The organism is Occallatibacter savannae, assembly GCF_003131205.1.
Classification (GTDB): domain Bacteria; phylum Acidobacteriota; class Terriglobia; order Terriglobales; family Acidobacteriaceae; genus Telmatobacter; species Telmatobacter savannae.
Genome location: NZ_QFFY01000006.1, coordinates 17,115 through 41,076, shown reverse-complemented (window position 1 = coordinate 41,076; position 23,962 = coordinate 17,115). Strand labels below are relative to the sequence as shown.

Annotated in this window: 25 protein-coding genes and 1 riboswitch; of the genes, 13 read left to right on the top strand and 12 right to left on the bottom strand. The window is 59.5% G+C overall.

The window, feature by feature from the left end; translation table 11 throughout:
* Positions 1 to 219 precede the first annotated feature (219 nt).
* The 10 genes from hpnE to DHV10_RS20745 all read right to left on the bottom strand — a co-directional run bounded on the left by hpnE (position 220) and on the right by DHV10_RS20745 (position 9,539).
* Positions 220 to 1,647 (bottom strand): hydroxysqualene dehydroxylase HpnE, encoded by a 1,428-nt coding sequence (gene hpnE / locus DHV10_RS20790; protein ID WP_275425933.1) that lies wholly within the window; start codon positions 1,645 to 1,647, stop codon positions 220 to 222.
* A 114-nt stretch (positions 1,648 to 1,761) separates the two neighbouring features.
* Positions 1,762 to 2,670: a phytoene/squalene synthase family protein gene (locus tag DHV10_RS20785; protein WP_109488685.1), complete on the bottom strand. Its 909-nt coding sequence runs from the start codon at positions 2,668 to 2,670 to the stop codon at positions 1,762 to 1,764.
* A gap of 23 nt (positions 2,671 to 2,693) precedes the next feature.
* The gene (gene hpnC, locus DHV10_RS20780; protein WP_109488684.1) at positions 2,694 to 3,686 is read right to left on the bottom strand and encodes a squalene synthase HpnC; all 993 of its coding nucleotides are present in this window, start codon (positions 3,684 to 3,686) and stop codon (positions 2,694 to 2,696) included.
* An 8-nt stretch (positions 3,687 to 3,694) separates the two neighbouring features.
* Entirely contained in the window at positions 3,695 to 4,936 is a 1,242-nt protein-coding gene (locus DHV10_RS20775; protein WP_338042634.1) for a zinc-dependent alcohol dehydrogenase, read from the bottom strand.
* An 11-nt stretch (positions 4,937 to 4,947) separates the two neighbouring features.
* Positions 4,948 to 6,021: a zinc-dependent dehydrogenase gene (locus tag DHV10_RS20770; protein WP_239461964.1), complete on the bottom strand. Its 1,074-nt coding sequence runs from the start codon at positions 6,019 to 6,021 to the stop codon at positions 4,948 to 4,950.
* Between the two features lie 73 nt (positions 6,022 to 6,094).
* A complete protein-coding gene (locus tag DHV10_RS20765) occupies positions 6,095 to 6,772 on the bottom strand; it encodes a 5'-methylthioadenosine/S-adenosylhomocysteine nucleosidase family protein (RefSeq protein WP_109488342.1) in 678 nt (225 codons plus the stop codon).
* 71 nt (positions 6,773 to 6,843) lie between these two features.
* Positions 6,844 to 7,179: a helix-turn-helix domain-containing protein gene (locus tag DHV10_RS20760; protein WP_109488341.1), complete on the bottom strand. Its 336-nt coding sequence runs from the start codon at positions 7,177 to 7,179 to the stop codon at positions 6,844 to 6,846.
* The gene (locus tag DHV10_RS20755; RefSeq protein ID WP_109488340.1) at positions 7,169 to 7,543 is read right to left on the bottom strand and encodes a type II toxin-antitoxin system RelE/ParE family toxin; all 375 of its coding nucleotides are present in this window, start codon (positions 7,541 to 7,543) and stop codon (positions 7,169 to 7,171) included. Before DHV10_RS20755 ends, DHV10_RS20760 begins: the two co-directional genes overlap by 11 nt.
* Positions 7,544 to 7,594: 51 nt before the next feature.
* Entirely contained in the window at positions 7,595 to 8,584 is a 990-nt protein-coding gene (hpnA, locus tag DHV10_RS20750) for a hopanoid-associated sugar epimerase (protein WP_109488339.1), read from the bottom strand.
* Positions 8,585 to 8,666: 82 nt separating this feature from the next.
* Entirely contained in the window at positions 8,667 to 9,539 is an 873-nt protein-coding gene (locus DHV10_RS20745) for a tetratricopeptide repeat protein (protein WP_109488338.1), read from the bottom strand.
* Between the two features lie 166 nt (positions 9,540 to 9,705).
* Here DHV10_RS20745 and queC point away from each other — a divergent pair, with 166 nt between their 5' ends.
* From queC to corA, 4 genes are all read left to right on the top strand, one after another.
* Positions 9,706 to 10,413: a 7-cyano-7-deazaguanine synthase QueC gene (gene queC, locus DHV10_RS20740; protein WP_109488337.1), complete on the top strand. Its 708-nt coding sequence runs from the start codon at positions 9,706 to 9,708 to the stop codon at positions 10,411 to 10,413.
* Positions 10,410 to 11,048, top strand: coding sequence for a 7-carboxy-7-deazaguanine synthase (queE, locus tag DHV10_RS20735; RefSeq protein WP_109488336.1), 639 nt, complete (start codon positions 10,410 to 10,412; stop codon positions 11,046 to 11,048). Before queC ends, queE begins: the two co-directional genes overlap by 4 nt.
* Positions 11,049 to 11,243: 195 nt before the next feature.
* Positions 11,244 to 12,842: an ABC-F family ATP-binding cassette domain-containing protein gene (locus DHV10_RS20730; protein WP_109488335.1), complete on the top strand. Its 1,599-nt coding sequence runs from the start codon at positions 11,244 to 11,246 to the stop codon at positions 12,840 to 12,842.
* Positions 12,843 to 12,973: 131 nt separating this feature from the next.
* Positions 12,974 to 13,849, top strand: coding sequence for a magnesium/cobalt transporter CorA (gene corA, locus DHV10_RS20725; protein WP_109488334.1), 876 nt, complete (start codon positions 12,974 to 12,976; stop codon positions 13,847 to 13,849).
* Between the two features lie 24 nt (positions 13,850 to 13,873).
* Here the strand turns inward: corA and DHV10_RS20720 are convergent, their stop codons facing one another.
* Positions 13,874 to 14,581 carry a class I SAM-dependent methyltransferase gene (locus DHV10_RS20720; protein WP_109488333.1) on the bottom strand — a complete coding sequence of 236 codons (708 nt, stop codon included), beginning with the start codon at positions 14,579 to 14,581 and terminating at the stop codon, positions 13,874 to 13,876.
* A 117-nt stretch (positions 14,582 to 14,698) separates the two neighbouring features.
* Between DHV10_RS20720 and DHV10_RS20715 the strand changes: the two genes are divergently transcribed.
* The 9 genes from DHV10_RS20715 to DHV10_RS20675 all read left to right on the top strand — a co-directional run bounded on the left by DHV10_RS20715 (position 14,699) and on the right by DHV10_RS20675 (position 23,149).
* On the top strand, positions 14,699 to 17,749 hold the full coding sequence (locus DHV10_RS20715; protein WP_109488332.1) for a proton-conducting transporter transmembrane domain-containing protein: 3,051 nt from the start codon (positions 14,699 to 14,701) through the stop codon (positions 17,747 to 17,749).
* 17 nt (positions 17,750 to 17,766) lie between these two features.
* On the top strand, positions 17,767 to 18,225 hold the full coding sequence (locus tag DHV10_RS20710; protein WP_204101492.1) for an NADH-quinone oxidoreductase subunit B family protein: 459 nt from the start codon (positions 17,767 to 17,769) through the stop codon (positions 18,223 to 18,225).
* Entirely contained in the window at positions 18,222 to 19,136 is a 915-nt protein-coding gene (locus DHV10_RS20705) for an NADH-quinone oxidoreductase subunit H (RefSeq protein WP_109488330.1), read from the top strand. Before DHV10_RS20710 ends, DHV10_RS20705 begins: the two co-directional genes overlap by 4 nt.
* Positions 19,133 to 19,585 (top strand): 4Fe-4S dicluster domain-containing protein, encoded by a 453-nt coding sequence (locus DHV10_RS20700; protein WP_109488329.1) that lies wholly within the window; start codon positions 19,133 to 19,135, stop codon positions 19,583 to 19,585. The genes DHV10_RS20705 and DHV10_RS20700 overlap by 4 nt, the downstream gene beginning before the upstream one ends.
* A complete protein-coding gene (locus DHV10_RS20695; RefSeq protein ID WP_109488328.1) occupies positions 19,582 to 19,995 on the top strand; it encodes an NADH-quinone oxidoreductase subunit C in 414 nt (137 codons plus the stop codon). Before DHV10_RS20700 ends, DHV10_RS20695 begins: the two co-directional genes overlap by 4 nt.
* Positions 19,992 to 21,080, top strand: a complete 1,089-nt coding sequence (locus DHV10_RS20690) for a hydrogenase large subunit (protein WP_109488327.1) — start codon at positions 19,992 to 19,994, stop codon at positions 21,078 to 21,080. The genes DHV10_RS20695 and DHV10_RS20690 overlap by 4 nt, the downstream gene beginning before the upstream one ends.
* A gap of 52 nt (positions 21,081 to 21,132) precedes the next feature.
* A riboswitch (Fluoride riboswitch) is annotated at positions 21,133 to 21,242 on the top strand.
* Between the two features lie 112 nt (positions 21,243 to 21,354).
* A complete protein-coding gene (gene crcB / locus DHV10_RS20685) occupies positions 21,355 to 21,732 on the top strand; it encodes a fluoride efflux transporter CrcB (protein ID WP_109488326.1) in 378 nt (125 codons plus the stop codon).
* A 195-nt stretch (positions 21,733 to 21,927) separates the two neighbouring features.
* Positions 21,928 to 22,491, top strand: a complete 564-nt coding sequence (locus tag DHV10_RS20680; protein WP_109488325.1) for a rubrerythrin family protein — start codon at positions 21,928 to 21,930, stop codon at positions 22,489 to 22,491.
* A 64-nt stretch (positions 22,492 to 22,555) separates the two neighbouring features.
* Positions 22,556 to 23,149 (top strand): rubrerythrin family protein, encoded by a 594-nt coding sequence (locus tag DHV10_RS20675; RefSeq protein WP_109488324.1) that lies wholly within the window; start codon positions 22,556 to 22,558, stop codon positions 23,147 to 23,149.
* A gap of 92 nt (positions 23,150 to 23,241) precedes the next feature.
* On the opposite strand, the gene DHV10_RS20670 is transcribed toward DHV10_RS20675, so the two are convergent.
* Positions 23,242 to 23,895 carry a YciE/YciF ferroxidase family protein gene (locus tag DHV10_RS20670; protein WP_109488682.1) on the bottom strand — a complete coding sequence of 218 codons (654 nt, stop codon included), beginning with the start codon at positions 23,893 to 23,895 and terminating at the stop codon, positions 23,242 to 23,244.
* Positions 23,896 to 23,962: the final 67 nt, after the last annotated feature.

Sequence of the window (23,962 nt, the reverse complement as noted above, 5' to 3'; positions counted from 1 at the left end):
AGCGATCGAGCTTTGGCTATCAGGCTAATTTCTCGCAGATCTGACTGGTTCCGGAAATGATTTCAACCAACCTTTGCCAAAGGGACTCGAAGCTGAAAGCTGAAAGCTGAAAGCTGAAAGCTGAAAGCTGAAAGCTGAAAGCTGAAAGCTGAAAGCTGAAAGCTGAAAGCTGAAAGCTGATAGCTGATAGCTGATAGCCGATAGCCGATAGCCGATTAGCTACAAGCTCAGAAATCTCATCAGCCCCTGCGGCTTCAGATCCGGCGTAAGAAATCTGCCCGTGCCGCCCGATTGGGCGCACAGCTCATCCGCAGCGATGTGTCCGGATCTTGCAGCGCTCTCCATCGTTGAAGGCCAGCCAGTGGCAATCCAATCCCCTGCAAGAAAGAGATTTGGCCATGGCGATCGGGCGCTCGGACGTGCGCTGTCGACTCCCGGCGGTACGCCAAACGTTGCGCGAACCTCCTTGATCAGGGCAGCCTTCACCACCCGCGCGCTTCTGGCCTCGGGAAAGAACTCACCCACTTCACCGACAGCTTGAGCCAGCGCCTCTTCGCGGGGCAGCGCTGCGTAGGCGCGCGACGCGGACTGCACGAGCTCGATGTAATTCCCCGGCCTTCGCTGCAGTTTCGACTGGTTGTACATCCAATGCAGTTCGCGATCCAGAAGCACTGCATGATCCAGGTCGGTGATCTCGCGGTCAAACCAGAGGTGAGCGCTACAAATCGGCCAATGAGTATGAGATTCGACTTGTTGCGTCAACTTCTCTTTGCCCTCGACCGCCGGCAGCAGGGGCAGCAGCTTTGCACATCCTTCAAAGGGCAGCGCCAACACCACAAAGTCGCAGCGGAGCTCCGCGTCTTCTCCACGAATCGACAGGCTCCACTGCTTCGACGACTGATCCCACAGCAGTCGTTCGACGTTCGCATTCAGCGACACCCGTCCGCCGCGCGCCGAGAGGAATTCCGGCACTCCCGCATATAGCTGACTCAGCGGAACTGTGCTCATTCCCATCGCGCCGGCCTGTGCCGAATCCATGAACAGGCCGCGGATAACCATCGACGCGTAGTTGACGCCGATCTGATCGATGTCAGAGTTGAGAGCGCTGGCGATCACCAGCCTCCAGAAGCGCTCCATGGCTCCCTTCGATTGACCTTGCCGCCGCAGCCATGCTCCCAGCGACTCATGAGGATCGTTTCCGCTGCCTAACAGAATCGCAGTGAACGCCCGCACGAGCGAAACCTTGTCGCCTGCAGTGAAAGCGCCGCAACTCAGCAGTTTCGGCAACCCATGCAGCGGAGCCGGCAGCCACGACGCGCCAAGCGAAGATCTACGCCCGCCCGGCTCGATCATCGTGTAGTTGGTCGTCCAATGTATCTTGTCGGCGACCCCGATGCGTTGGTAGAACGCGATCAGGTTCGTATAGGCGCCGATCAGCGCATGCTGGCAGTTGTCGATAACCTCATTGACGCCCGGGTGCAGGTACGAAGACGCGCGGCCCCCGAGATATCCGCGTCGTTCGATGAGTTGTACGCGGTATCCTGCCTCGCCCAGAGCGCAAGCGGCGCTCATGCCCGCAACTCCACCCCCAATGACGGCTACGGTACCCGACGCGGATTGGGATCTATTATGCAGACGCGTATCCACTGGCAGACATCAGTTCTATTTTAGGTGGGACGTTTCAGCGCACCCGCAGTCATGTGATGACGCTTATCCGCAAACAACCTGAGAGTTGCGCCATGGTGGAAGATCGGCAGTCCTTCAACCGAACAAGCGCGCGACAGCCATCCGTGCCATACCAACGCCAAGTATTCCCACCTTTTGCGCGGTGGGCACGCTGGCACGCGTCGAGAACACATCGTAGTCAGCGCGCTGGATGCGCCGGAGCAGCGCGTGGTAGATCGAAACCAGCACCCACAGCGCCGGGCGACTCTCCGGATTGATGAGGGGAATGAGCCTCGCGGCAGATGCGTAATAGCCTTCAGCGCGGCGGCCGATCTCGGCCAGAAGATCGTGTTCGTTCGATGTGGGCGGTGCAGCGACTTGGCGGTGCAGCAGCGATTCCAGGGCGACATTGTGGGCTCTCAACCCGTCAAGCGGCAGATAGACGCGACCGCGCTCTGCATCTTCGGCCACGTCGCGAAGGATGTTGGTGAGCTGGAAGGCGATGCCGGTTTCTTCGGCAAGCTTTTCAGCCGCGGGATCTGTATAGCCGAAGATGCGAATGCAAACAAGGCCGACGACAGAAGCGACGAGATAGCAGTAGCGGTAAAGATCGGCAAAGGTAGCGTAGGTGTCGGGCGCGTCGCCTAGGTTTGCCTTCAGGTCTGAAGTAGTGCCGGCGATCAAGTCATCGAGCAGGCTGAGCGGGATGTGATAGCGCTCAATCGCGTCGCGAACAGCGGTGAAGACCGGATCTTCTGTCGGCGAGCCGCCGGCAGCCCTGTGCCAGTCGGCCTGCCACTCCTCGAGTTTGCGGCGGCGCTCTTCGCGGGAGATGCTCTCATCGTCAGACAGGTCATCTGCCTTGCGCATGAAGGCGTAGATGGCACAGATGGCGTTGCGGCGCGGTTCGGGAAGTGCAACGAAAGCATAATAGAAGTTTTTGGCTTCACGCTTGGCAATGGCTCGGCAAACTGCGTAGGCCTCGTCAAGCGTGAATGTCTTCATTGTCCGTTGCGTGATCACTTGATTCAAGCAGCTCTGCCCCTGGGACCCGACAAGCGCAGAAACGGCAGAAATTTGCCCGTCACCGCGCGGAGTGCAAGCTGCAGTTTAGTCCGTTTCGCAATGGATGGCCGTGATGTGAGGACGTCGAAGTTCTGATGCTCGATGGCGTTCAAAATCTCCAGCCCCCCGCGGCTGAAGAGATCGAGATCGACCGCAAGATCGCGATCAACCATACCGATGAGTGGCAAACCTTGCTCAAACAAGCTGCGTGCATACTCCACTTCAAACTTCAGCAGCGCGCGGAACTCGCTCGAAGCAATCCCCTTCTCAATTGTGAAGTCGGTCACGCCGAAGCGCTCCATGTCCTCTTGCGGAAGGTAGACTCGATTCTTCGCCCAGTCGACACGCACGTCCTGCCAAAAGTTGGCCAGCTGAAGCGCGGAGCAGGTCGCGTCGGATAGGCGGAAGCGATCTTCGTCTGCGTAGCCGCAGGTGTAGAGGACGAGGCGTCCAACTGGGTTCGCAGAGTAGCGGCAGTATTCCAGCACGTCTCGCATGGTCGCGTAGCGCGTGACCACCTGGTCCTGCTTGAAAGCTGTCAGCAGGTCTGCGAAAGGCTCCTTCGGAATCGAACATGCCCGAATCGTCTCCGCCAGCGCCACGAACACCGGGTGCCGAGTGCGCCCTTCATAGCACGCATCCAGTTCACGGCCCCACAACTCGAGCAGTGCAAGCGACTGCTCGGTATTGCCGACTTCATCCCCCAGATCATCAGACACACGACAGTACGCGTAGATGGCGTGAAAGTGTGGACGGAGCCGCTCCGGCAGAAACCACGTAGCTACATGAAAGTTCTCGTAGTGCGTCTCCGCCAGGTGCTTGCACCAGGCCCGGGCTTCTTCGATTGTCGGAGTCTTCTCCGGCATCCGGTAGCTGGCCGGCAATGCATCCCACCCGCGCGCAATGAGCTGTTCGCGCGCGGCGTCGCTCTCGGGCTGCAGGGCTGCGGGGCTCATGTCGCGCATCAGGGTACGATCGCGGTCTTGATCTCAGTCGACCGCTTCATCAGCTTCTCAAACACGCGATTAAGCTCGTAGAGGTGCGCTCGCCCGGTGATGAATGCTCCAGCCTGGAATCGACCGCTTGCAATCAGATCGAGAGCTTTGCGGCACATCGCAGGCGTGTGGTGGAACGTTGCCCGAAGGGTGATGTCGCTGTAGTGAATGCGATTCGTATCGAGATTCACGTGGGTGCCGACAGCGCATCCGCCGAAGAAGTTTACCGTTCCGCCCTTGCGTACCATCTCGACAGCTTCTTCCCACGCCTCCGGGACGCCCACCGCTTCTACCGCAATATCCACTCCGCGATCGTTCGGCGTGAGCGCTCGGGTTTCGCGAATGGCTTTGCGGATGTTGTTTGCCTGAACCACGTGAGTGGCGCCCAGCTGCCGTGCAGCCTCCACCTGCCCGTCGTGCTTGACCACGGCAATAGTCTGGCACCCGGCCAGCGCTGCGACGTGCAGCATCATCAGCCCCAGTGGGCCGCCGCCAATGATGGCGACGATCGCATCCGGGTAAGGTTTGGAATCTTCAAACCCATGAACCGCGCAGGCGAGCGGCTCCGTCAGCGCGGCGTGCTCCAGGGGCACGTGGTCCGGCACGCAGAGCGTATTCTTGGCCACAATCCGGGCCGGAATGCGGATGAACTCGGCATATGCTCCGTTGTTAAAGAGCAGGTCGTCGCAGAGATTTTCCTGGTTGTGCTGGCAAAAATAGCAGTTGCCGCACGGTGCGGAGTTCAGAGCAACCACCCGATCACCGGATTTGAAGTTTTCGACGCCTGCCCCAGCTTCCACGACCGTGCCGGCCAGTTCGTGTCCGAAAAGTGCCGGGGGAACGATCATCCGCGCGTGATAACCGCGGCGAAAAACTTTTAGGTCTGTCCCGCAAGTCAGAGCTGCCCCTACCTGCACGATCAGCTCTCCTGCTTCAGCCTTCGGCACGGGAACGCTCTCAATGCGGATGTCTTCGCGGCCATGCAGGATTGCGGCCTGCATCGTGGCCCGGCCATGATGAATGGCTGTCTCGACGGTCGCGCGCCCATGATGCAGAGCGCTTTCCACCGTGGCACGCCCATGGTGTAGCGCATCCTCCACGGTCGCCTTGCCGTGTTCGATCGCGGTTTCGACGGTGGCACGTCCAGCCTCCAGGGCTGTACCCACGGCTGGTCTTACGCGCTTGATGACGTCTTTTACGGAGCCGGGCATTCGGTGTCCCCCTACTCTGCCCCTGAACCCGCCACCGGCTCGACCATGATCTTCATGGAGTCGGCTTTTGGGTGCGATGCTACTTCGATTGCTTCGACGGCCTGCTCGAGTTGGAAACGATGCGAAACGAGTTGTGTCAGATCGAATCCGTTGCGATAGCCATTGAATACAAGGTCGGTGACCTCGTCCAGAATCGCGAATGAAGACGAGTAGGAGCCCATCAGGGTCTTCTCGTCCATACAAACCACACCCGGATCGAAAGTGGCGTCCCCGCGTTGCGTCTGAGCAAAGAGCATCACCTTGCCTCCGCACCGAGTTGCGTCCATGGCGGTTTTGATCAGCGCGTTGCCGCCCACAGCCAGGATGACGGCGTCGGCACCGCGGCCGTCTGTCTCCTGAAGGACGCGTTCGACGACGTTCTCGCTGCCTGCATGGATCGGATCCTTGAGCCCGTACCGCGCTGCGATGGCATGACGCTCAGCATAGAGATCAGACGTAAGTACCCGCGCTCCGGTCCGGCTGGCGAGCACAGCGTGCATCAGGCCGATCGGCCCCTGGCCGATGACGAGCACCGTGTCGTCTGGCTGGAGGTTGAGCATCTTCACGCCCTTCAGGACCGTGTTGACTGGCTCCACAAAAGCCGCCTGTTCGAACGGCACCCCGTCCGGGATCGGAACAACCCCGCAACTCGAGGCCACCCAGTCCATCACGCGAATATACTCTGCAAAGCCGCCGCCAGACGCCTCAAATCCTGCCGTAGCCCCCACCTTCTTATAGAGAGGACATTGCGCCGGGGTACCCTTACGGCAGTAGTAGCACTCGCCGCAGGGAACGTGATGGTGAACCACGACACGCTCGCCGCCCTTATACCGGGTGACACCTGGACCAACGGCAACTACAGTGCCCGACATCTCGTGGCCGAAGATGCGCGGGGCCGAGTGGGAACCGGTGTGGATCTTCTTTAAGTCAGTCCCGCAAACACCACAAGTGGCAATCTTTACCAACAGCTCGCCCGGCCCGATCCGCGGTACCGGAACCGTCTCGATGCGCATATCGTTGATGCCCCGATAGACGACAGCGCGCATCGTGGAAGGGATCCGGGAATCGACATGGCTTTTCGGGTTAGTCGTTTGAGTCGCCATCCGGCTTGGTGTGACCTCACTCATTCAGAAGTTCGTGCAGTCGCTCCGCGATGCTTTGGGAAGCCCTTCTACTATTTTCGCCCATCTGGATGAGCGCGGGCCATATCCACGGCCGGATGAGAGCAAAAAGAACAAACTTTGGGGTCTGGAACTTGCCGGCGGCGTCGATGAAGCGATTGAAATCAGGGAGCTTGGCGTCTACCGGATCGCTGACTCCCTTGATGCAATAGAACGGGATGCCCCGCATTGCGGCGAGCCGGGCAATGCCCGCAGCCTCCATGTCGACGAGGGCAGCCTTGTACGTTGATGCGAGACGGCGTTTTTCCGACTCGTCAGCCACGCGAGGGCTGGTAACGAGCCATTGAGAACCGGCCCCTGCATCGCAGTTAAAGCGCTCACCGGTTCTGGCGTCATACACTCCCGCAGAGTTGTAGGCTTCACCCGCCTTACACTCAGAAGTCAGAGCGCCTGCCCATCCGACGGAGAGAACGAGATCGATAGGACCGCCATCCTCGATCGCGGCAAAGGCGCGGGTGGCAGCATCAACACCGGCCCCGGCGCAGGCCGCAATCCACTCCTCTTCTTCGTTGCGAAGCGCCCAGAACTGAATATTGCCGCGCGTCGAGTGCGGCCAGCCGCGAACGAGCGGCTTCAGTTCGCCGGGCATGGCGGCAATGATGGCGACTCGGGTCATCTGCTATGGGATGCCGCATGCTGCTGACTGATCCGGAAAGATCGCGAAGGCATCGTGCTCCTAGAGTCAGATTAGAGGATCGCCTCGAAGCCCTTGTTCCGGATGATATTGAGAAGCGCCAGTGACGGCCCCTTCGGCTCTTTTGTGCCTCGCTCCAGTTGCGAGACGTAGCCCGGTGTCAGATTCAACATCGACGCCATCGCCGCCTGGCTCAGCTTTGCCCGTTTGCGCAGCGAACGAATCTCCCGCGGGCTGATGGGCTTGGAAAGCTTGTGGGCCCTCTCACCAAGGTGCCGAACTGTGATCTTGTTGTACTCCGAATCATCCATCAGTCCGATTCGGTGAAGCCCTTCCGCAGTGTCGAGCATGGCCTCGGCCAACGAACTCAACTTTTTCTTAGCCGGCATCGATAATCTCCTCGATTTCGCCCTTTTCGCAGGCGAGTTGCAGTTCCTGCTCGGTAAAAGATAGGAATCTCGCAGCGATCTGCCGAACTGTTTTCAACTCATCCATTGCGATATTCCCCCACCGGCTTTTAGCAAATCCATAGAGAAAGACGGCCCTGGTGCCCTGCCGGTACGCAATGATCGTCCGATACCCTCCCGAGCGACCCTGACCTTTGCGAGGCACTCGCTGCTTTATCAGCCCGCCGCCAAGCTCGGCGTCAACTAAGCCACTCTCTGCTCGCCCGATCGCGTGTACAAGTGCTTCTAGGCTGATACTCTCTTGCCGAATGAATCGAGCCATCCACTTCGTAACGAAAATACGCACAAAGCGAGGCTAACACTATAAACTATAACACTGTGTGCTACAGATCACAAATCACTTCACATACCCGTTCGCCCGGAACCACTCAATCGCAGCACGCATTGCCGGGTACACCGGCATGATCCTGAACCCTAGTTCCTGCTGCGCGCGAGCGCTCGATGCAAACATCTTCTTACGCCCCATGCGAACCTCCTCCAACGTGGCCCGTGGCTCCTTGCCGCGAATTCGCCCGGTGAACCACTCCTCGAAGAACGCATAGGTAGCAGCGATCCCAAACGGTATTTTGGTCGTCGGTGACGGTATGCCGGTAATGGCCGACATCTTGTCGAGAATCTGCTTGAGGGTAAGGTTTTCTCCACCCAGAATGTACCGCCGCCCCGGCTTCCCTGCTTCGAGCGCAGCTACGTGGGTACGGGCAATCTCCGACACATCGACGAGGTTGAGCCCCGTATCCACATACGCTGGAAATTTGCGATTCAGGAAGTCTACGAAAATGCGACCGGTGGGCGTCGGCTTCGAGTCGTTCGGACCGATGGGTGTAGTCGGGTTGAGGATGATGACCTGCTGCCCATCTTTAGCTGCCGCGATGGCCTGCTGCTCCGCCAGAAACTTCGATCGCTTATAGTGGCCGACCATGTCGTTAATCGAAACCGGCGTGTCTTCGTTCACGACGATGCCATCTGTCCGAAAGGCCATCGTCGCCACCGAAGACGTATAGACGACGCGTCGTACGTGCGCTTCGCGCGCCAGTTTGAGCAGATCGCGCGTGCCATCGACATTGGCTCGATACATCGTTTCCGGGTCACGGATCCAGAGCCGATAGTCGGCGGCAACGTGCATCACTGCATCGCAGCCCTGCAAGGCGGGAGCGTACGACTCCGCCTTGTTGAGATCCCCTACAACTGTGTCGCCCCTGATTCCCTCAAGATTGGCAAGCCTGCTCGATGCCCGGACGAGCATGCGCAGGTCCGCTCCCCCATCGGCGAGTGCTTTCGCCACGTGATGCCCGACAAATCCGGTAGCGCCGGTGACAAAGATCTTCATCGCTTAGGTATGCGAATCTCATTCTAAGGCTCGGGACTCGCGCGCCGTTAGCAACGATGAACTCACGTCTTTGATTCCGAAGTCACCGCGACGAAGCCTCCGTCTGCTGTTCGCCCAGATTTCTCATATGCTTTCGCACGGTTGCCTCGCCGTGATCATCTCCAATACCCTGATACAGCTCCACAGAGCGCTGGAAGCTGAGCCCGGCCATCTCCGATTTCCCCAGGTTGTGCCACGCCATTCCCATTTCGTCGAAAGCCCCTGCCTCGGACTTCAGGTCATTCAGAACCTCGAGCTTTGTGACTGCCTGCTGAAGGAAATCGATAGCCTTCATGGGGTCATTCACCAGGAAGACGTATGCCGCGCCCAGGTTAGCGAGCGCCAGAGCCTCTCCTCGGCGATCCCGCAGGTCCCTGAAGATCTCGAGGCTTTCGTTCAAAGTCTCAAGGCACTTCTTTCGATTGTTGAGCGAGAAATAGGTGAGGCTCAGATTGTTCAGCGTAGCGCCGCGTCCCGCTTTATCTGTTATCGGATAGAGGCTGAGCGCATCGCGATAGTAGCGATTAGCTTGCTCCGGAAAACCCCACGTCCGGTAGACATCGCCGATATGTGCGACAGTCGTGGCTTCATGTTCGCTATCGCCCATTTCGTGCCAGATGACGCGAGCCGTCTCAAACGTCTCAATCGCTTTCTGCTGTTGTTGCAGACCATTGTAGGAATTAGCGATGGCCCCCAGCAGATTCGCCTCTGCCTTGCGGTCCCCTTTCGCACGCGTCTGTTCGAGAAGAACCTCCAGCGAGGCGAGCGCGGTACGAAGGGAATCCCTGCTGTTCACCGCGATTCGCGCCGGAACAACTTCGACTTGCTCTGCCGCCTGCGCACGCGCCCCGATCGATGTGACAAAAGGAGATCCAAGCCAAAGAAGAAGCAGGAGAGCGGGGACTGATCTGAGCATCGGTGACCTCCGGGGAACGGTGGCCAGCGGTCGTAACAGATTAAGAGCGAGACCGGAGAGCCTTGCAATTGGTTAGATGAGAGAATAGACAGGGGAAGCGAGCGCTCTCGGTGGCGGACCGCAGAATTTCATTCTGGGGCACCTCGGCCTTTACCATCAAGAAGAAATGTCTTCTCCGGCATCAGAAAGACCAGCTGTCGTCCTGCTCAGTGGCGGACTGGACTCAGCTACGGTGGCAGCCATCGCCCAAAGCCAGACCTTCCGGGTCAATGCGCTTTCGTTCTCATACGGCCAGCGGCACAGCTACGAACTGGAAGCGGCTCGCCGCGTTGCTGCCTCTTTAAATGTGGCTCAACATCGCGTAGTGAACATTGATTTACGCGCATTCGGCGGGTCGGCGTTGACCGATGACATCGCTGTTCCGAAGAGCCGCACCAGCGATGAGATGGAGCATGGCATCCCGATCACGTATGTCCCGGCTCGCAACACGATCTTTCTCTCGTTCGCGCTGGCCTGGGCCGAAGTGCTCGGATCACAAGACATTTTCATCGGAGTAAATGCACTTGACTACAGTGGCTACCCCGATTGCCGGCCGGAGTTCATTCACGCCTACGAGGAAATGGCGAATCTTGCCACCAAGGCCGGAGTGGAGGGCCGCCAGAAGCTCACGATTCATGCGCCGCTGATGCACCTCACAAAAGCGCAAATCATCCAAAAAGGCATGGAACTCGGCGTCGACTACAGCCTCACCAGCAGTTGCTATGATCCCTCGCCGGCAGGCAAGCCCTGCGGCCAGTGCGACTCCTGTCTTTTGAGAAGAAAGGGATTCAGCGAAAACGGGATCGACGACCCGCTTCCCTACCCTACACCATGAGCTACGCGGTCAAAGAAATCTTCTACACGCTTCAGGGCGAAGGCGCTCAGAGTGGCCGCGCCGCGGTGTTCTGCCGCTTCGCAGGATGCAACCTCTGGTCTGGTCGCGAGGCTGATCGCTCCTCGGCAATCTGCAGATTCTGCGATACCGATTTCGTCGACGTGAACGGCCCTGGCGGTGGAAAGTTCCTGCATGCAGATGACCTTGCTGAGGCGGTAAACGGTATGTGGCCTGCGAGCGGCCCGATCGACAGGCGGTTCGTCGTGTGCACCGGCGGCGAGCCCCTGCTCCAACTCGATCGTGCATTGATCGACGCGCTGCACGCACGGGAGTTCGAGATCGCCGTGGAGACAAACGGCACTCAGGCTGCTCCCGACGGCATCGATTGGCTCTGCGTGAGCCCCAAGGCCGGAGCCCCAATGGTCCAGGCATCCGGCGACGAACTGAAGCTGGTCTTCCCGCAGGCAAACGCGATGCCGGACAAATTCGAGCACCTCAACTTCCGGAATTTCTTCCTTCAGCCGATGGATGGCCCTCAGCTTGAAGCCAACACGCAGCTTGCGCTGCAATACTGCATGACTCATCCGAGGTGGCGGCTCAGCTTGCAGACTCACAAACTGCTGGGCATTCCCTAACCCTCGTCGACAGCAACCCTGGTTCCATGCGCCTCCCCACAGCGCCTCTCCGTCGCATTGTGAGAAACTGGAGGTGCAGCAGTTCTTGAGGGGCCAAGCAGGTTCGCGTGCCCCAAAACTCTGAGCCATTTTGAATTAAGTCGGGCCGATGGCGCCGCCGATGCGGTGTGGTCCGCGTACAGGAATGCGAAACAGATGCTGAGTGTAAGCAATGTAGAAATGCGGTACGGCTCGAAGGTCCTCTTCGAGGACGTATCGGTGACCTTCACGCCAGGGCGGCGCTATGGCCTGACCGGGCCCAACGGTTCCGGCAAATCGACCTTCATGAAGGTCCTGACCGGCGAGCTTGAACCACAGAAGGGCACGGTCGTCCGTCCACGCAAGCTTGGAGTCCTCCGGCAAGACCAGTTCGCCTTCGACAACTACCGCGTCATCGACACCGTCATTATGGGCAACAAACCGCTCTGGGCTGCCCTTGAAGAGCGCGACCGGATCTACGAGAAGGCCGAAATGACCGATGACGACGGCATGAGGCTGGGCGAGCTCGAAGGCGTCATCGGAGACGAAGACGGCTATACCGCGGAAAGCGACGCCGCGGTGCTGCTTGACGGCCTCGACATCCGCGAAGAGCTGCACGAACGCAAAATGGGTGAGCTCCAGGGCGGCCAGAAAGTCCGCGTGCTGCTCGCGCAGGCGCTCTTTGGCAAACCTGAAGCCCTTCTCCTCGATGAGCCCACAAACTACCTCGATCTCGATTCAGTGCACTGGCTCCAGGATTTCCTCAACAACTACGACGGCACGCTAATCGCCATCTCCCACGATCGGCACTTCCTCAACAGCGTAACCACGCACACCGCCGACATCGATTACCAGACGATCATCACCTACACCGGCGGGTACGACGACATGGTTCTGCAAAAGACGCAGATCCGATCGACGCTTGAATCGCAAAATGCTCAGCGCGAAAAGAAGATCGCCCAGCTCAACGAGTTCATTGCCCGATTTGCCGCTGGTACCCGATCCTCACAGGTGACCAGCCGCCGCAAAGAAGTAGAGCGTTTGCAGACCAACGAACTCGCACGCTCCAACATCCAGCGCCCGTTCATCAAGTTCGACCAGGTGCGCCCGAGCGGCAAGCACGTCCTCGAGTTCAAGCACCTCACCAAGTTCTATGACGATCTGAAGGTCATCGACGGTTTTGCCGCGAATGTTCTGCGCGGCGAAAAGATCTGCCTCATGGGACGCAACGGCGCCGGCAAAACCACGCTCCTGAAGTGCCTGCTGGCGAACTATGGAGGGCTGGCCGAAAAGGACTTCTCTCTTGATTCCGGCAGCGTCTTCTGGGGACACGAGGCGCAGATAGGCTATTTCCCTCAGGACGTTGGCTCAACGATCGAGCACGGACTCACCGTAAACGAATGGCTGCATCGCTGGAAGCCCGACGCCCACGTGGAAGAGATTCGCGGAATTCTCGGACAGATGCTCTTCTCGGGTGAAGAGGGCGAGAAGCCCACCAAGGCGCTCTCCGGCGGCGAACAGGCGCGCCTGATCTTCTGTAAGCTCATCCTCACCAAGCCAAACATCCTCATCTTCGACGAGCCCACGAACCACCTTGATCTCGAATCGATCAACGCGCTCAACATCGCGCTGCAGCGGTATGAGGGCACAGTTCTGCTGGTCACGCACGATCACGATCTCATCGACGAGGTCGCCACGCGCCTGTGGAACTTCAAACCAGACGGAATTGAAGACTTCCAGGGTCCCTATTCCGAGTGGAAGGGCAAACACAACTAAGCCCCTCGGCAGAAACCGGGTGCCCCCGAGCCTGCTCTGAGCCTGCCGAAGAGTCCCTCGCACTTGGGGACCGGGGGAAGACCAACCAATCTCCTGATGGCCGTCCCTCCGACCCTCTAGAATGGCCCTGCATGAATTCCGTCTTCTCGCACATCAACTGGTTCGACGTTGCCGACCCAGCTTCACCGGAGCTTGACGAGCTGGCGCAGCGATTCGGTCTGCACGAGTTGCAGATCGAGGATTGCCGACATCGTCCGCAGCGGCCCAAGACCGAGGAGCACGATCACTACCTCTTCACCGTCTTGAAGCACATCCACGACTCCGCGGAGCTCGAATTCGATGACATCGATCTATTCCTCGGACGCGACTTCCTGATCTCCGTCCGCAACGCGGATGCCGTCGTAATCGAGAGTGTCAAGGCCCGCGCACGCGAAGAGAAGACGGACCGCCTCGACCGCCTCTTTTACATGATCGTCGACCAGATCGTCGACGGCTATCAGCCGGTCCTCGACAAACTCGCCGACGAAATCTCAGAGATCGAGGACGTCGTCCTCGAGCAGCCCGATCCCGAAACGCTTGCGCGCATCTTCGCCCTCAAGCGCAAGCTCATCGAGTTCCGCCGCATAGCTGCGGGCATGCGCGAAGTGGTCAACGCCCTCATGCGCCGCGAAAAGGGCCTGCTCGGCGACGATCTGGACCCGTACTTCCGCGATGTCTACGACCACATCATCCGCACCGTCGACATGATCGAAACCTACCGCGACTTGCTGTCTGGCTCGCTCGATATCTATCTATCCGCTGTCGCCAATCGCACCAATGAAGTGATGAAGGTCCTCACCATCTGGGGCACAGTCGCGCTGCCCCTGGTCATCATCACTGGATTCTTCGGCATGAACCTGAAAGTGCCCTGGCTCAACAATCCCTATGGCACGGACTATGCCGTCGCATTGATGGCGGTCTCCACCCTGTCGATTCTTATCTATTTCAAGCTGAAACGCTGGTTCTGACGCATCGCCCCTAAACCACCACACTTAGGCACTGGCCACTGCGACAGCCCACGCCGTCTGCGGTGTAGGCCGCGTGATCTGAGCATTCGCAAACCCATTTCGCCGCAAAGCCGCGATGACCTCATCCTCTGTGCGAGAAGTGAAAATGTCTCCCGGCATCTTCATCTTGTCCATGTGCGTCTTTGGTAGAAAGCCGATGATAGCTGCGCCCTCAGGCGTTAGCACCCGGCGTATCTCCGCACATCCAGCGTCCAGCGAACTCCAGAAGTAGACGGTGTTGACGGTACAGACGCGGGTGAACGACCCGGTCTCAAAAGGAATGTGTTCGATATGTCCTTCGCGAAATTCTGCTCGTCCAGCTCGTATTTGGTCACGGAACCGCGCGTTGGCGCGCTTCACGATTTCCGGCGAGCGATCGAGCCCTGCGGTGAACGCCGCACGCTCAATGAGAAACGGAAGGTTCAGCCCACCGCCGAAACCGATCTCCAGAACCCGATCGGCCCTCGTCAGTCGCAGCTGATCGAGCGCGAAGGCATTCAGCTTCGCGTTGTGACGATTCATCAACCAGCTGATGATCGGAGCGAAAAGCCCCGAAGGGCGCGAAAGCTGCTTTGCGATGAATCTCGGCGGCATGGGGAATGTAGACAGGATACGCCCGCAGTCCATCTTCAAACGAGCGAGGCCTTTGTTTCCGCTCGCGACAAAACCAACCAAGCTAAGCTGCTGATGCATGGATGGTTCGGACTCTGATACCGCATTGCAGTACAAAACGACTTGCAGGTTCGGCCCGGCACGTCGGTGTGAAGCACATCACATCGAACGAGTAGACACGAACCTACCATTCGAAGCATGACAGCCGTAACCCTGATTCTGGTTGCGCCGTGCTCGCTGCTGTTAGGTGCCGTTCTTCAGCTTCTGGTAGCGCGACTCTGTTCCGCAAAAGCCAAGGGCGTCCTCGCCGTTCTCTTCTGCGTCCCTTCCCTGCTCGCAGTCATTGCCACAGCGCCTCACGTCTTCGCCGGGCAGTCGATCGACTTCACGATTCAGCAATGGAATCTGCCCACCCTTCTTTCAATACACGTTGACGCATTAAGCGTCTTTTTCGCGCTGATGGGTACCGGCATCGGCGGCTTCGTCCTGGTCTACTCCGTTGGCTACATGGCGCACGACAACTCCGCCACGCGCTTCTACGCGACCATGCTGGTCTTCATCGCCGGTTTCGTGGGCCTTGTCTACTGCGCGAATCTCTTCACCCTCTACGGCTGCTGGGAAGTGGTCGGCCTCTGCTCCTTTTCACTGGTCGGCTTCTGGTACACCAACGCTGAGGCAGTCAAAGGCGCGCGCAAGGTGCTCCTGATGACGCACATCGCCGGCTACGGCCTGCTCGCCGCGATCCTCATCATCTATCACCGCACCGGCAGCGCCCTCTGGACCGATCCGAAAGTGGCACAAGCGTTCACCGGCGGCGTCTTCGTGCTGATGCTCATTGCCCTCGTCGCCAAATCGGTCCAGGTTCCGCTTCACACGTGGATCCCCGAAGCCATGGCAGCGCCGACCCCCGTCAGCGCATTGCTGCACGCAGCCTGCTATGTAAAAGCCGGCGTCTATCTCGCCGCGCGCATGCACAGCTTCGGCGCCTGGCCAGCTGCCTGGGGCGCAACGCTTGTCTGGATTGGCACCATCACCATGGCCGTCGGCGTGATGTACGCCATGGTTCAAAGTGACCTGAAGCGCATGCTGGCCTACTCCACCGTCAGCCAGATCGGCTACATGATGATGGGCCTCGGCATCGGAACACCTCTGGCCATTACCGCCGGCCTGCTCCACTGCCTCAACCACGGTTTCTTCAAAGGCGGCTTGTTCCTCACCGCGGGATCCGTTCAGCATGCCGCCGGCACCCGCGATATGAATCAGCTTGGCGGCCTCGCCGCACGCATGCCCCGCACAACCCTGAGCTGGCTCATCGGCGTAGGCAGCATGATGGGTATCCCCCTGATGAGCGGCTTCGCCAGCAAGTGGATGCTGTACGCCGCGGCACTCGAATCAGGCTGGGCCGTGTCCGCCATGATCGCCTGGGCAGCCAGCCTTGGCACGGTCTTCATGGGAGTCAAAGCCACCAGCGCTGTCTTCCTTGGCCCGCCGACCGACAACACCAGCGAAGCGCATGAATCCCCCGCATCGATGCTATGGGGGATGGGTCTGCTGGCCGCTGGAAGCATCATCCTCGGCATTGCGCCGCAGCTTGCAGTGAATTTTCTGCTGAACCCTATTCTGCGCACCATGGCTCTGGGGGCCGGAGTCCACGTCACCTGGCTCGGCCTTTCTTCCGATGCTGGAAGCTTCTCGACAACCGGCGGCCTGGTGCTCGCTCTTGTCAGCGTGGTTCTCGGCGGAGCGGTCTACGCGTTGTCCCACGCGGCCCGCCCCGTTGCGGCGACTGCGGCTGGTGGGGCTGCGCTTGCCGGTGCTGCCGGTGGAGTGTTTACCGGTGGCGAGCCGCTTTCAAGCCGTGCCCGGCTCACAGCCGGCGACTTCTCCGACATCTTCCTGCACAACTGGCACTCCTTCTTTCGCTGGACGAACGTGGACCGGGCATACCTCGCCTTGTGGGCCGGTCTCGAAGCCACTTCTCGCGTATTGAGCACCGCAATTGCCCGGATGGAACGCCGCGCTCTTCTCCTGCTGCTCATCCTCGAGCCGGTGACCTTCGTCGTTTTCGCGTGGGTGTGGCCCGAAGCGCCGACGGCGACCCGCGCCGCGACGGAATCACACCACGCGCCCCTCGTGCTGATCGTCGCAATCGCATTAGCTGCGGTCGCCTTATTCTTCGCTTCACTTCGGAAAGTCGCAGAACATGGGCCGGCGCTATGGTTCTGCATGCTGGCGGTGGGCGGGTTGTGTGCAGGAGGACTCGCGGCATCCAACCCGTGGCTGCGACTCGGGCTTCTCGAACTTGCCGCACTGATGACGGTCATGCGGGTGTGGTTTACGGCACGCTCAAAGGCCGCAAAGCTCACCTATCTCGCTGTAGTTCTGCTGTCGGCCGCCTCTGCAATTGGCAGCGAACTCCTCATCACTTCCAATCAGAACTGGTCCCGGGCACTACTGCTGACCGGAACCCTCATCAAACTCGCCGCGGTGCCTCTGCTCTTCTGGCTGCTCTCCCTTGCGGATGAGCTACCGGCGCTGGTCCTTGGACTCGTCATCGCGGTCGTCGACATGGCAGCATTCGGTGAGTTCTGGATGGCCTCGCAGATGAATTCGGCGCTACTGACTCCGTCGAGCCTGATCCTCGGTATTGCCGCAGCCACTTCGCTGCTCGCAGCCTTGCTCATGCTGACCCAGCGAAGCCTCAAACGCCTCCTCGTGCTCTCAACCATTGAGGATGCCGGCTTCCTCCTCCTCGGCCTCACCTGTGCGACTCCACTCAGCACGTCGGGCGCGATCATCGCGGCTTCGACGCATGCTCTGGCGAAAGCACTTCTGTTTGCATGCCTCAGCGTCCCCGAGGCTGATGGCGCACTGGCGGGCTCTCCCGCTGCCTTAGCCGCGCGCTACCCCATGAGCGCTTTCGGATTCCTGTTCGGAATGCTGGCCATGCTCGGCATTCCGCCCACGCTCGGCTTTCTCGGCCGGTGGAGACTTTACCAATCAGCCCTTGAGATTTCCCCGCTGTTGTTGGCGCTCTTTGTGATCTCGTCGATCCTGGCACTGGTCGCATACGTGCTCGCTTTGACGCGCACCTGGTGGGGACCTCCACCCGACGCTCACCTCTCAGAGAACTCGGCCACCCGCGAGCCCCTCGCATTGCGAAGCGCTATCGTGCTGTTGGTTTCGGTTCTGCTGATCAGCGGACTCTGGCCGAATCTGCTCGTTCTGCTTGAATGGGGGCGCCTATGAATCTCTGGAAACGTTTGATGTGCTACTGCCGCCGACGCAGCCCATGGCTCTTCCATCTGAACTCCGGCAGCTGCAACGGATGCGATATAGAGATTGTTGCCGCGCTCGCGCCTCGCTACGACGCCGAACAGCTTGGTGTACGGCTTGAAGGAAGCCCGCGCCACGCAGACATTCTCTGCGTCACAGGGCCGGTTACAAGAAACGCCGTCTGCGCGATCAAAACCGTCTATGGCCAGGTTTGCGGACCAAAAGCGGTCGTCGCGATCGGATCGTGTCCTGCAACAACCAACGTCTTTATAGATAGCCGCACTCTTGACGGTCCACTTGGCAAGCACATTCCTGTCGATGTCTTCGTTCCAGGCTGTCCACCCCGTCCAGATGCGATTATTGAAGGCGTCGCCAAGGCTGCGCAGATCCTGGCTGAGCGTGGCGATGAAGTTCCCGAAGTCATTACCGCAGCAGAGGTGCAGGCATGAGTATCCTCACCGCACTCGCGCGCCTGCTGATCTTCCCCGGCATTCTCTTCGCCGTTCCCGCGGCATGGTTCTTCCTTTGGGTCGAGCGCAAATCCGTGGCAATGATGCAGGGCCGCATCGGCCCGCCCTTCATGCAGCCCTTCTTCGACTTCATCAAATTGCTCGGCAAAAGCACACCGCAACGCACGGGCGTCGCCGGGGCCCTGATGCGTGCGTGGCCGCTGATCGCGGTTTCGACCGCGGCTGGCGCGGTAGGCCTCCTTCCGGTGCTGCCCTCCTCCGGAGGCTTTCAGGGCGACCTCATCCTTTTACTGGCATTGCTCGAAGTTCCTTCCATCTGCATCATCGCCGCGGGGTTCACTTCGCGCTCCATCTTCGGCGAGATTGGCTCAGCACGCGAAGCCGTCCTCAGCGTCTCCTACAACGTTGTATTTTTGCTGGCCATCATCTCAGTGGCCGCATCGCAGCACACCTTCCGGCTCGAAGCTCTGGCCCAGGCCCCGGCCACTTCACTTCGCTGGATCGGCATTCTCGCCGTCCTCATCTGCCTGCCCGCAAAGCTGCACTTGAACCCGTTCTCGCTTCCAAACGCCGAGCAGGAAATCTACTCTGGCCCTATGGTCGAGTTCGCCGGGCCCGAACTGGCCATGTGGGAGCTCTCTCACGGCCTCGAATGGGTGGCCGCAACCGGACTGGTCGCCACACTGATCGCCCCGCAAATGGCGTTCTGGGGTCTGTCCGCTCTTGCTTTTGTCGCACTCTCCTTCGGCATTGTCTTGCTTCTCTCAGCACTCGCTGCTGCCACTGCGCGCCTGGCGATCGACACAACCGTCCGCTTCTATTGGCAATGCACGATCATCTTCGCGGTTCTGGCAGTCTCCTCCGCGCTCCTCATGAGGCTTAGATCATGAACATTCTTGCCATGCTGTGGAAGAACTTCTGGGGCGGCTCGCGCACGCTGCTCTTCCCCGAGCGTCCCAAAGTCACGCAGCGCTTTCGCGGACTCGTGCAGTTCGATCCCGAGCTTTGCACCGGGTGCGCCATCTGCAAATTCCGCTGCACCTCGCGCGCCATCACCTACCATGCCGGCAAAGGCGAGTTCACCTGGTCCTACGATCCCGGCCAGTGCACCTTCTGCGGGCGCTGCGTTGAGGGCTGCACGGAACACGCCTTGAAAGAAGGACACGCGGAGCACGCGCTCACCCAGGAGTCGGCCTGCCCGCCCATCTATCTGCAGCAGGGCGAACTCAAGAAGACATACACGGTAAAGCGCAGGGCTCCTGCTCCCAAACCCGCGGCAGCTCCGGCCGCACAATCCGCCGCGCCGACCACCGAACCTGCCACGGGAGGCACGCAATGAGCACAGCCGAATCCATCCCCAAACCCGCTTCGGTGGATCCAGGACCCTACTCGGAAAAGGGCGGAGTCTTCTGGTATGGCGACTCCGGCCTGAATGTCCGCGATGCGGCGCGCGCCATGAATGCGGTGGGCGCTCGATTCATCACCATCACCACCTATGAACTGCCGGCAAGCGGCGGCTTCCGCCTCGAGTACCACTGGGACCTGATGGGCCGCCTGCTCGGCTTCACCTTCCCGCTCGCGGCCAATACCGTCGAAAGCATCTACGACCTCTGCGAAGCAGCCGATTGGATTGAGCGCGAGATACACGAGGAGTACCGGATCGACTTCACCGGGCGCGAGTACGAACCCCTTCTCCTGCGAGAGGGCGGAGTTTGTGGTGTGAATCTGCAGAAGGAGGTCGCGCAATGAGCTACGAGATCCCCATGGGGCCCTACCACCCCGGCCTCGAAGAGCCCTACAAGCTCAACATGATCTGCGAAGGCGAGACAGTCAAAGACGCGAAGCTGCATATCGGTTTCAACTTTCGCGGCATCGAGCATCTCGCCGAGACGCGCAACTACATCCAGGTGATCGCTCTCATGGAGCGTGTCTGCGGCATCTGCTCGTTCATCCACACGCTCACGCTCTGCCAGGCAATGGAGAAGCTGACCGGACTCACGCCCCCGCCACGCGCCCAGTACATCCGCGTCATCATGGGCGAACTCGAGCGGCTTCACTCCCACGTCCTGTGGGCCGGCATCGCCGCCAAGCTGATGGGCTTCAAAACCATGTTCATGACCTGCTTCGAAATTCGCGAAAAGGTGATGGACGTCCTTCAGGCCATCTCCGGCAATCGCGTCAACTACGCCATGAACCGCATCGGCGGCGTCAATCGCGACATCCAAGACCCGCTGTCAATCCTGGCCATGGTTGAGGCCCTGGAAAACGAGATGACGCGCACCATTATCCCGATCTTCACCACCAGCAAGACGGCAACATCCCGTTGCGCCGGTATCGGCGTGCTCACAACGGAGAGGGCCCGCTCGCTCGGCGTCGTCGGCCCCGTGGCTCGAGCCTCCGGAATCGGTCAGGACCTTCGCAAAGAAGCCCCCTACGCCGCGTACGCCGAAATGGACTTTTCCGTCCCAGTCGTTCCAGACGGCGACGTTCGCGCCCGCCTGCTGGTTCGCGCGCTCGAAATCATGGAGAGCTGCAAGATCTTGCGGCAGGCGCTCGCGAAGCTTCCCCCCGGGGAAATCGCGCCACCGGGAGACAGCAGCAAGTTCAGCTTCGTAACCGGCACAGCTACAGCCCGCGTCGAGGCTCCTCGTGGCGAGGTCATGTACTCCGTCTCCTGGAAAGAAGGAGCCCGCATGCCGAGCCGCGTGCATGTCCGCACCCCAACATACGTGAACATGCCCGCGGTGCGGTTCATGGTTCAGGGTGCTCGGCTGGCCGATACCCCGCTGATTCAGGCGGCCGTCGATCCCTGCTACTCGTGCACAGATCGGTGAGTTCACCCGGCATTTACTTGACACCAGTTCCAGCCCTCGTTGTAATAGGTGCAGTGGTAGCGGTGATGGAGTTCACCGCGCATGCCGGATCGTAGCTGCAAGACCGGCTTGTTAACCGCTGTCCCTCCTTTCCGTCGGACAGATGATGACTCCTGACAGGCGATCCTGTCGTGGAGTCACGCCCGATGCGATCCCTGCACAATTCAGGCAAGAACAATGAGCTGCACTTCGGCTGCTCTGCGTCCTCTTGCCGTCTGCACGGGAGGAAGAAACTTTGCAGAAATACTTGCTCATCGCCATCGGCGGAGCCCTCGGTTCGATCGCGCGCTACGGAGTAGCTTCGTGGGTTGCCAATCGCTTTGGAATCCGATTCCCTTACGGCACCCTCGCCGTAAACATCTCCGCCTGCATCATCATCGGATTCACGATGTCCCTTCTCGGCCGGCACACCGATATCCCGCCCGCATGGAGATTTCTCATTCCCGTGGGCTTCATCGGGGCGTACAGCACCTTCTCCACCTACGAGTGGGAGACTCTGGTTGAATTGCGCGAGGGCGCGTTCGGCATCGCGGCGCTCTACGCAATCGGGAGCTTCGCGGCCGGCCTTGGCGCCACCTGGGGAGGCTCAGTCCTCGGAGACCTCTTCGGCTGAGAAGCGCACCATTCCGGACCCCGATATCAACGGAATCGCAAGCCACTCCCCGTCTGCCTGCGATTCCATAGTCACGTGAGCCGCATTACCTGATTGCGTGCCACCCATGACCTCGCTTGTGATTCGGGTCACGGATTGAACTGAAGTACAACCCTACACTTGCACCATAGTTCAGTTAAGAAAGTCGAGAGAACTATGGTCGCCACTGAAAACCAGAACGGAGTCAACAATCTCCTCGCCGCGTACGAAGGCGAGATCAACGCACACGCACGCTATAAGGCGTTCGCCGCCAAGGCAGAATCTGAAGGTTTGAGCGGAGCCGCTAGCCTGTTCCGTGCCGCTGCCCGTGCCGAGCAAATCCATGCCAGTAACCACGCGCGCGTCATCCGCCACATGGGCGGAGAGATTGAAGCAGAGATCAAGCCGTTCCGGGTGAAATCTACTCTCGAGAATCTGAAGTCTGCGCTCGGCGGAGAACAATTCGAGATCGACTCGCTCTACCCTGAGTTTCTCGTTCGTGCCGCTTCTCACCTCGACACGCACGCGATGCGCTCGTTCCAATGGGCGATCGAGGCGGAAAAGACTCACGTCCGCCTCTATGAGGATGCGGTAGCTACTGCCGAATCCGGCCAGGGCTGGACCCAGGAACAAATTAACTTCTACGTATGCACCCTTTGCGGCTACACGGCCAAAACCCAGGAAGCAGACAACTGCCCCGCCTGTAACTATCTGTGGGACCGCTTCGAGGTGATCTGCTAAGTCCATCATTTACGGGCATCAACATGCCTTGCACCCCGCATCCAACGTTTCTTAGGAGCGGGCGATGGCTGCGGATCCAGTTCTGGCTCGTACGATCAGCATTGAAGACGTGGCGGTGATCAGGCACCTGGAAACCGCTTTCGAAGAAGAATCGAAAAACACCGCCAGTTGCCGGGCATACGCGAGCTGCGCCGATGATGAGGGCTTCCATGGCATCGCTAGCCTCTTCCGCGCCGTCGCCCGGGCTGAGCAGATCCATGCGGCCAATCACGCACGGGTGTTGCGGGCGATGAGTGGGCCGGCGGCCGCGCAGGTTGCCTTGCCTCACGTTGAAACTTCTCTACAGAATTTGCGAACCGCCCTCGCTGACCAGCGCTTCGAAGTCGACTACCTCTATCCAACCTTCCTCACCGCCGCTGTTCCTCTGATCGACTCGACGGCAATTCGGACCTTCCACTGGGCCCTCGAAGCTGACAAATCTCACGTACGGCTGTTCTGGGAAGTCATGCCGAGGATCGGCGAAGACAAGGCAGGATGGGCATACACGCCGCACCACTTCTTCGTGTGCGCGCTCTGTGGCTATGTCGCTCAGAACCCCGAGTCTGAAAACTGCCCGAGCTGCAACTACCTATGGGAAAGATTCGAAACTGTTCAGTAACTGAGAACCTAAAAAGTCCAAAACCCTACCCGAACCAGAATGAGAGAGCGCACCCGATGGACCGAGTGCGCCCTCGCTTTGTTTACTGATCGCTATCGCGAACTTTTCTTTGCACGGGAGGACCCTGACCTGCTCGATCCCGACCGTGAGGAGGAACTCTTCTTGGCAGTAGAACGGGAGCCAGCGCCCCGGCGCGATCCGTTGCCGCCGCTTTCATTCTCGTCTTCGTCCTCCGAGCCCTCTTCCTCTTCTCCACCTTCGCTCAGCGCCTCAGAGTTCACTTGCTGCGCCACTTGGGTCAAACGCTCATCGGTCTCCTTCTCTTCCTCGAGCGTCTCGCCCAGCAACTCCTTCACTTCTTCCTGCCCCATTGCTTCGGCCAGCGTTGCCACCGTGCCGTAGGCTGCGATCTCGTAGTGCTCCACACGCTGCAGGGCCCCGATGATTGCGCAATCCAGTACCGGCCCCTTTTCGATCTCTTCCAACTGCGTCTGAGCCTCCTCGATCAGGCCCTTCATTCCTTCGCAGGTCTTGCCGCTTGACCGCTTCTCCAGAATTTCAAAGATGCGATCGAGTCGCTCGATCTGCCCTTTTGTCTGTTCCAGGTGCTCCTGCATAGCCTGCTTCAATTCTTCTGATTGAACGGCCTTGGTCAGCCGCGGATAAGCCTTCACTGCCTGCTTCTCTGCCGAATAGATATCTTTCAGCTCGTCTACGAATAGCTCTTCAGCTGTTCCAACACTCATGTACATTCCTCCGACGACGCGATTCCGATCGCGTTTCGACGGCTTAGATGCACGAATTCGTCTCGCG

What these genes read in the sequence shown, in the direction of transcription:
- corA (WP_109488334.1), top strand. Translation starts at nt 12,974, where the DNA reads ATGAATTCCGTCTTCTCGCACATCAACTGGTTCGACGTTGCCGACCCA.
- hpnA (WP_109488339.1), bottom strand. Translation starts at nt 8,584, where the DNA reads ATGAAGATCTTTGTCACCGGCGCTACCGGATTTGTCGGGCATCACGTG.
- DHV10_RS20760 (WP_109488341.1), bottom strand. Translation starts at nt 7,179, where the DNA reads ATGCCGGCTAAGAAAAAGTTGAGTTCGTTGGCCGAGGCCATGCTCGAC.
- DHV10_RS20690 (WP_109488327.1), top strand. Translation starts at nt 19,992, where the DNA reads ATGAGCTACGAGATCCCCATGGGGCCCTACCACCCCGGCCTCGAAGAG.
- hpnC (WP_109488684.1), bottom strand. Translation starts at nt 3,686, where the DNA reads ATGAGCCCCGCAGCCCTGCAGCCCGAGAGCGACGCCGCGCGCGAACAG.
- DHV10_RS20745 (WP_109488338.1), bottom strand. Translation starts at nt 9,539, where the DNA reads ATGCTCAGATCAGTCCCCGCTCTCCTGCTTCTTCTTTGGCTTGGATCT.
- DHV10_RS20765 (WP_109488342.1), bottom strand. Translation starts at nt 6,772, where the DNA reads ATGACCCGAGTCGCCATCATTGCCGCCATGCCCGGCGAACTGAAGCCG.
- DHV10_RS20695 (WP_109488328.1), top strand. Translation starts at nt 19,582, where the DNA reads ATGAGCACAGCCGAATCCATCCCCAAACCCGCTTCGGTGGATCCAGGA.
- DHV10_RS20770 (WP_239461964.1), bottom strand. Translation starts at nt 6,021, where the DNA reads ATGCGCGCTGTCGTCTATCGGGGCATCAACGATATGCGCATCGAGACG.
- DHV10_RS20720 (WP_109488333.1), bottom strand. Translation starts at nt 14,581, where the DNA reads ATGCATCAGCAGCTTAGCTTGGTTGGTTTTGTCGCGAGCGGAAACAAA.
- DHV10_RS20705 (WP_109488330.1), top strand. Translation starts at nt 18,222, where the DNA reads ATGAGTATCCTCACCGCACTCGCGCGCCTGCTGATCTTCCCCGGCATT.
- DHV10_RS20715 (WP_109488332.1), top strand. Translation starts at nt 14,699, where the DNA reads ATGACAGCCGTAACCCTGATTCTGGTTGCGCCGTGCTCGCTGCTGTTA.
- queC (WP_109488337.1), top strand. Translation starts at nt 9,706, where the DNA reads ATGTCTTCTCCGGCATCAGAAAGACCAGCTGTCGTCCTGCTCAGTGGC.
- DHV10_RS20675 (WP_109488324.1), top strand. Translation starts at nt 22,556, where the DNA reads ATGGCTGCGGATCCAGTTCTGGCTCGTACGATCAGCATTGAAGACGTG.
- DHV10_RS20785 (WP_109488685.1), bottom strand. Translation starts at nt 2,670, where the DNA reads ATGAAGACATTCACGCTTGACGAGGCCTACGCAGTTTGCCGAGCCATT.
- DHV10_RS20670 (WP_109488682.1), bottom strand. Translation starts at nt 23,895, where the DNA reads ATGAGTGTTGGAACAGCTGAAGAGCTATTCGTAGACGAGCTGAAAGAT.
- queE (WP_109488336.1), top strand. Translation starts at nt 10,410, where the DNA reads ATGAGCTACGCGGTCAAAGAAATCTTCTACACGCTTCAGGGCGAAGGC.
- DHV10_RS20710 (WP_204101492.1), top strand. Translation starts at nt 17,767, where the DNA reads ATGTGCTACTGCCGCCGACGCAGCCCATGGCTCTTCCATCTGAACTCC.
- DHV10_RS20700 (WP_109488329.1), top strand. Translation starts at nt 19,133, where the DNA reads ATGAACATTCTTGCCATGCTGTGGAAGAACTTCTGGGGCGGCTCGCGC.
- DHV10_RS20680 (WP_109488325.1), top strand. Translation starts at nt 21,928, where the DNA reads ATGGTCGCCACTGAAAACCAGAACGGAGTCAACAATCTCCTCGCCGCG.
- DHV10_RS20730 (WP_109488335.1), top strand. Translation starts at nt 11,244, where the DNA reads ATGCTGAGTGTAAGCAATGTAGAAATGCGGTACGGCTCGAAGGTCCTC.
- DHV10_RS20775 (WP_338042634.1), bottom strand. Translation starts at nt 4,936, where the DNA reads ATGCCCGGCTCCGTAAAAGACGTCATCAAGCGCGTAAGACCAGCCGTG.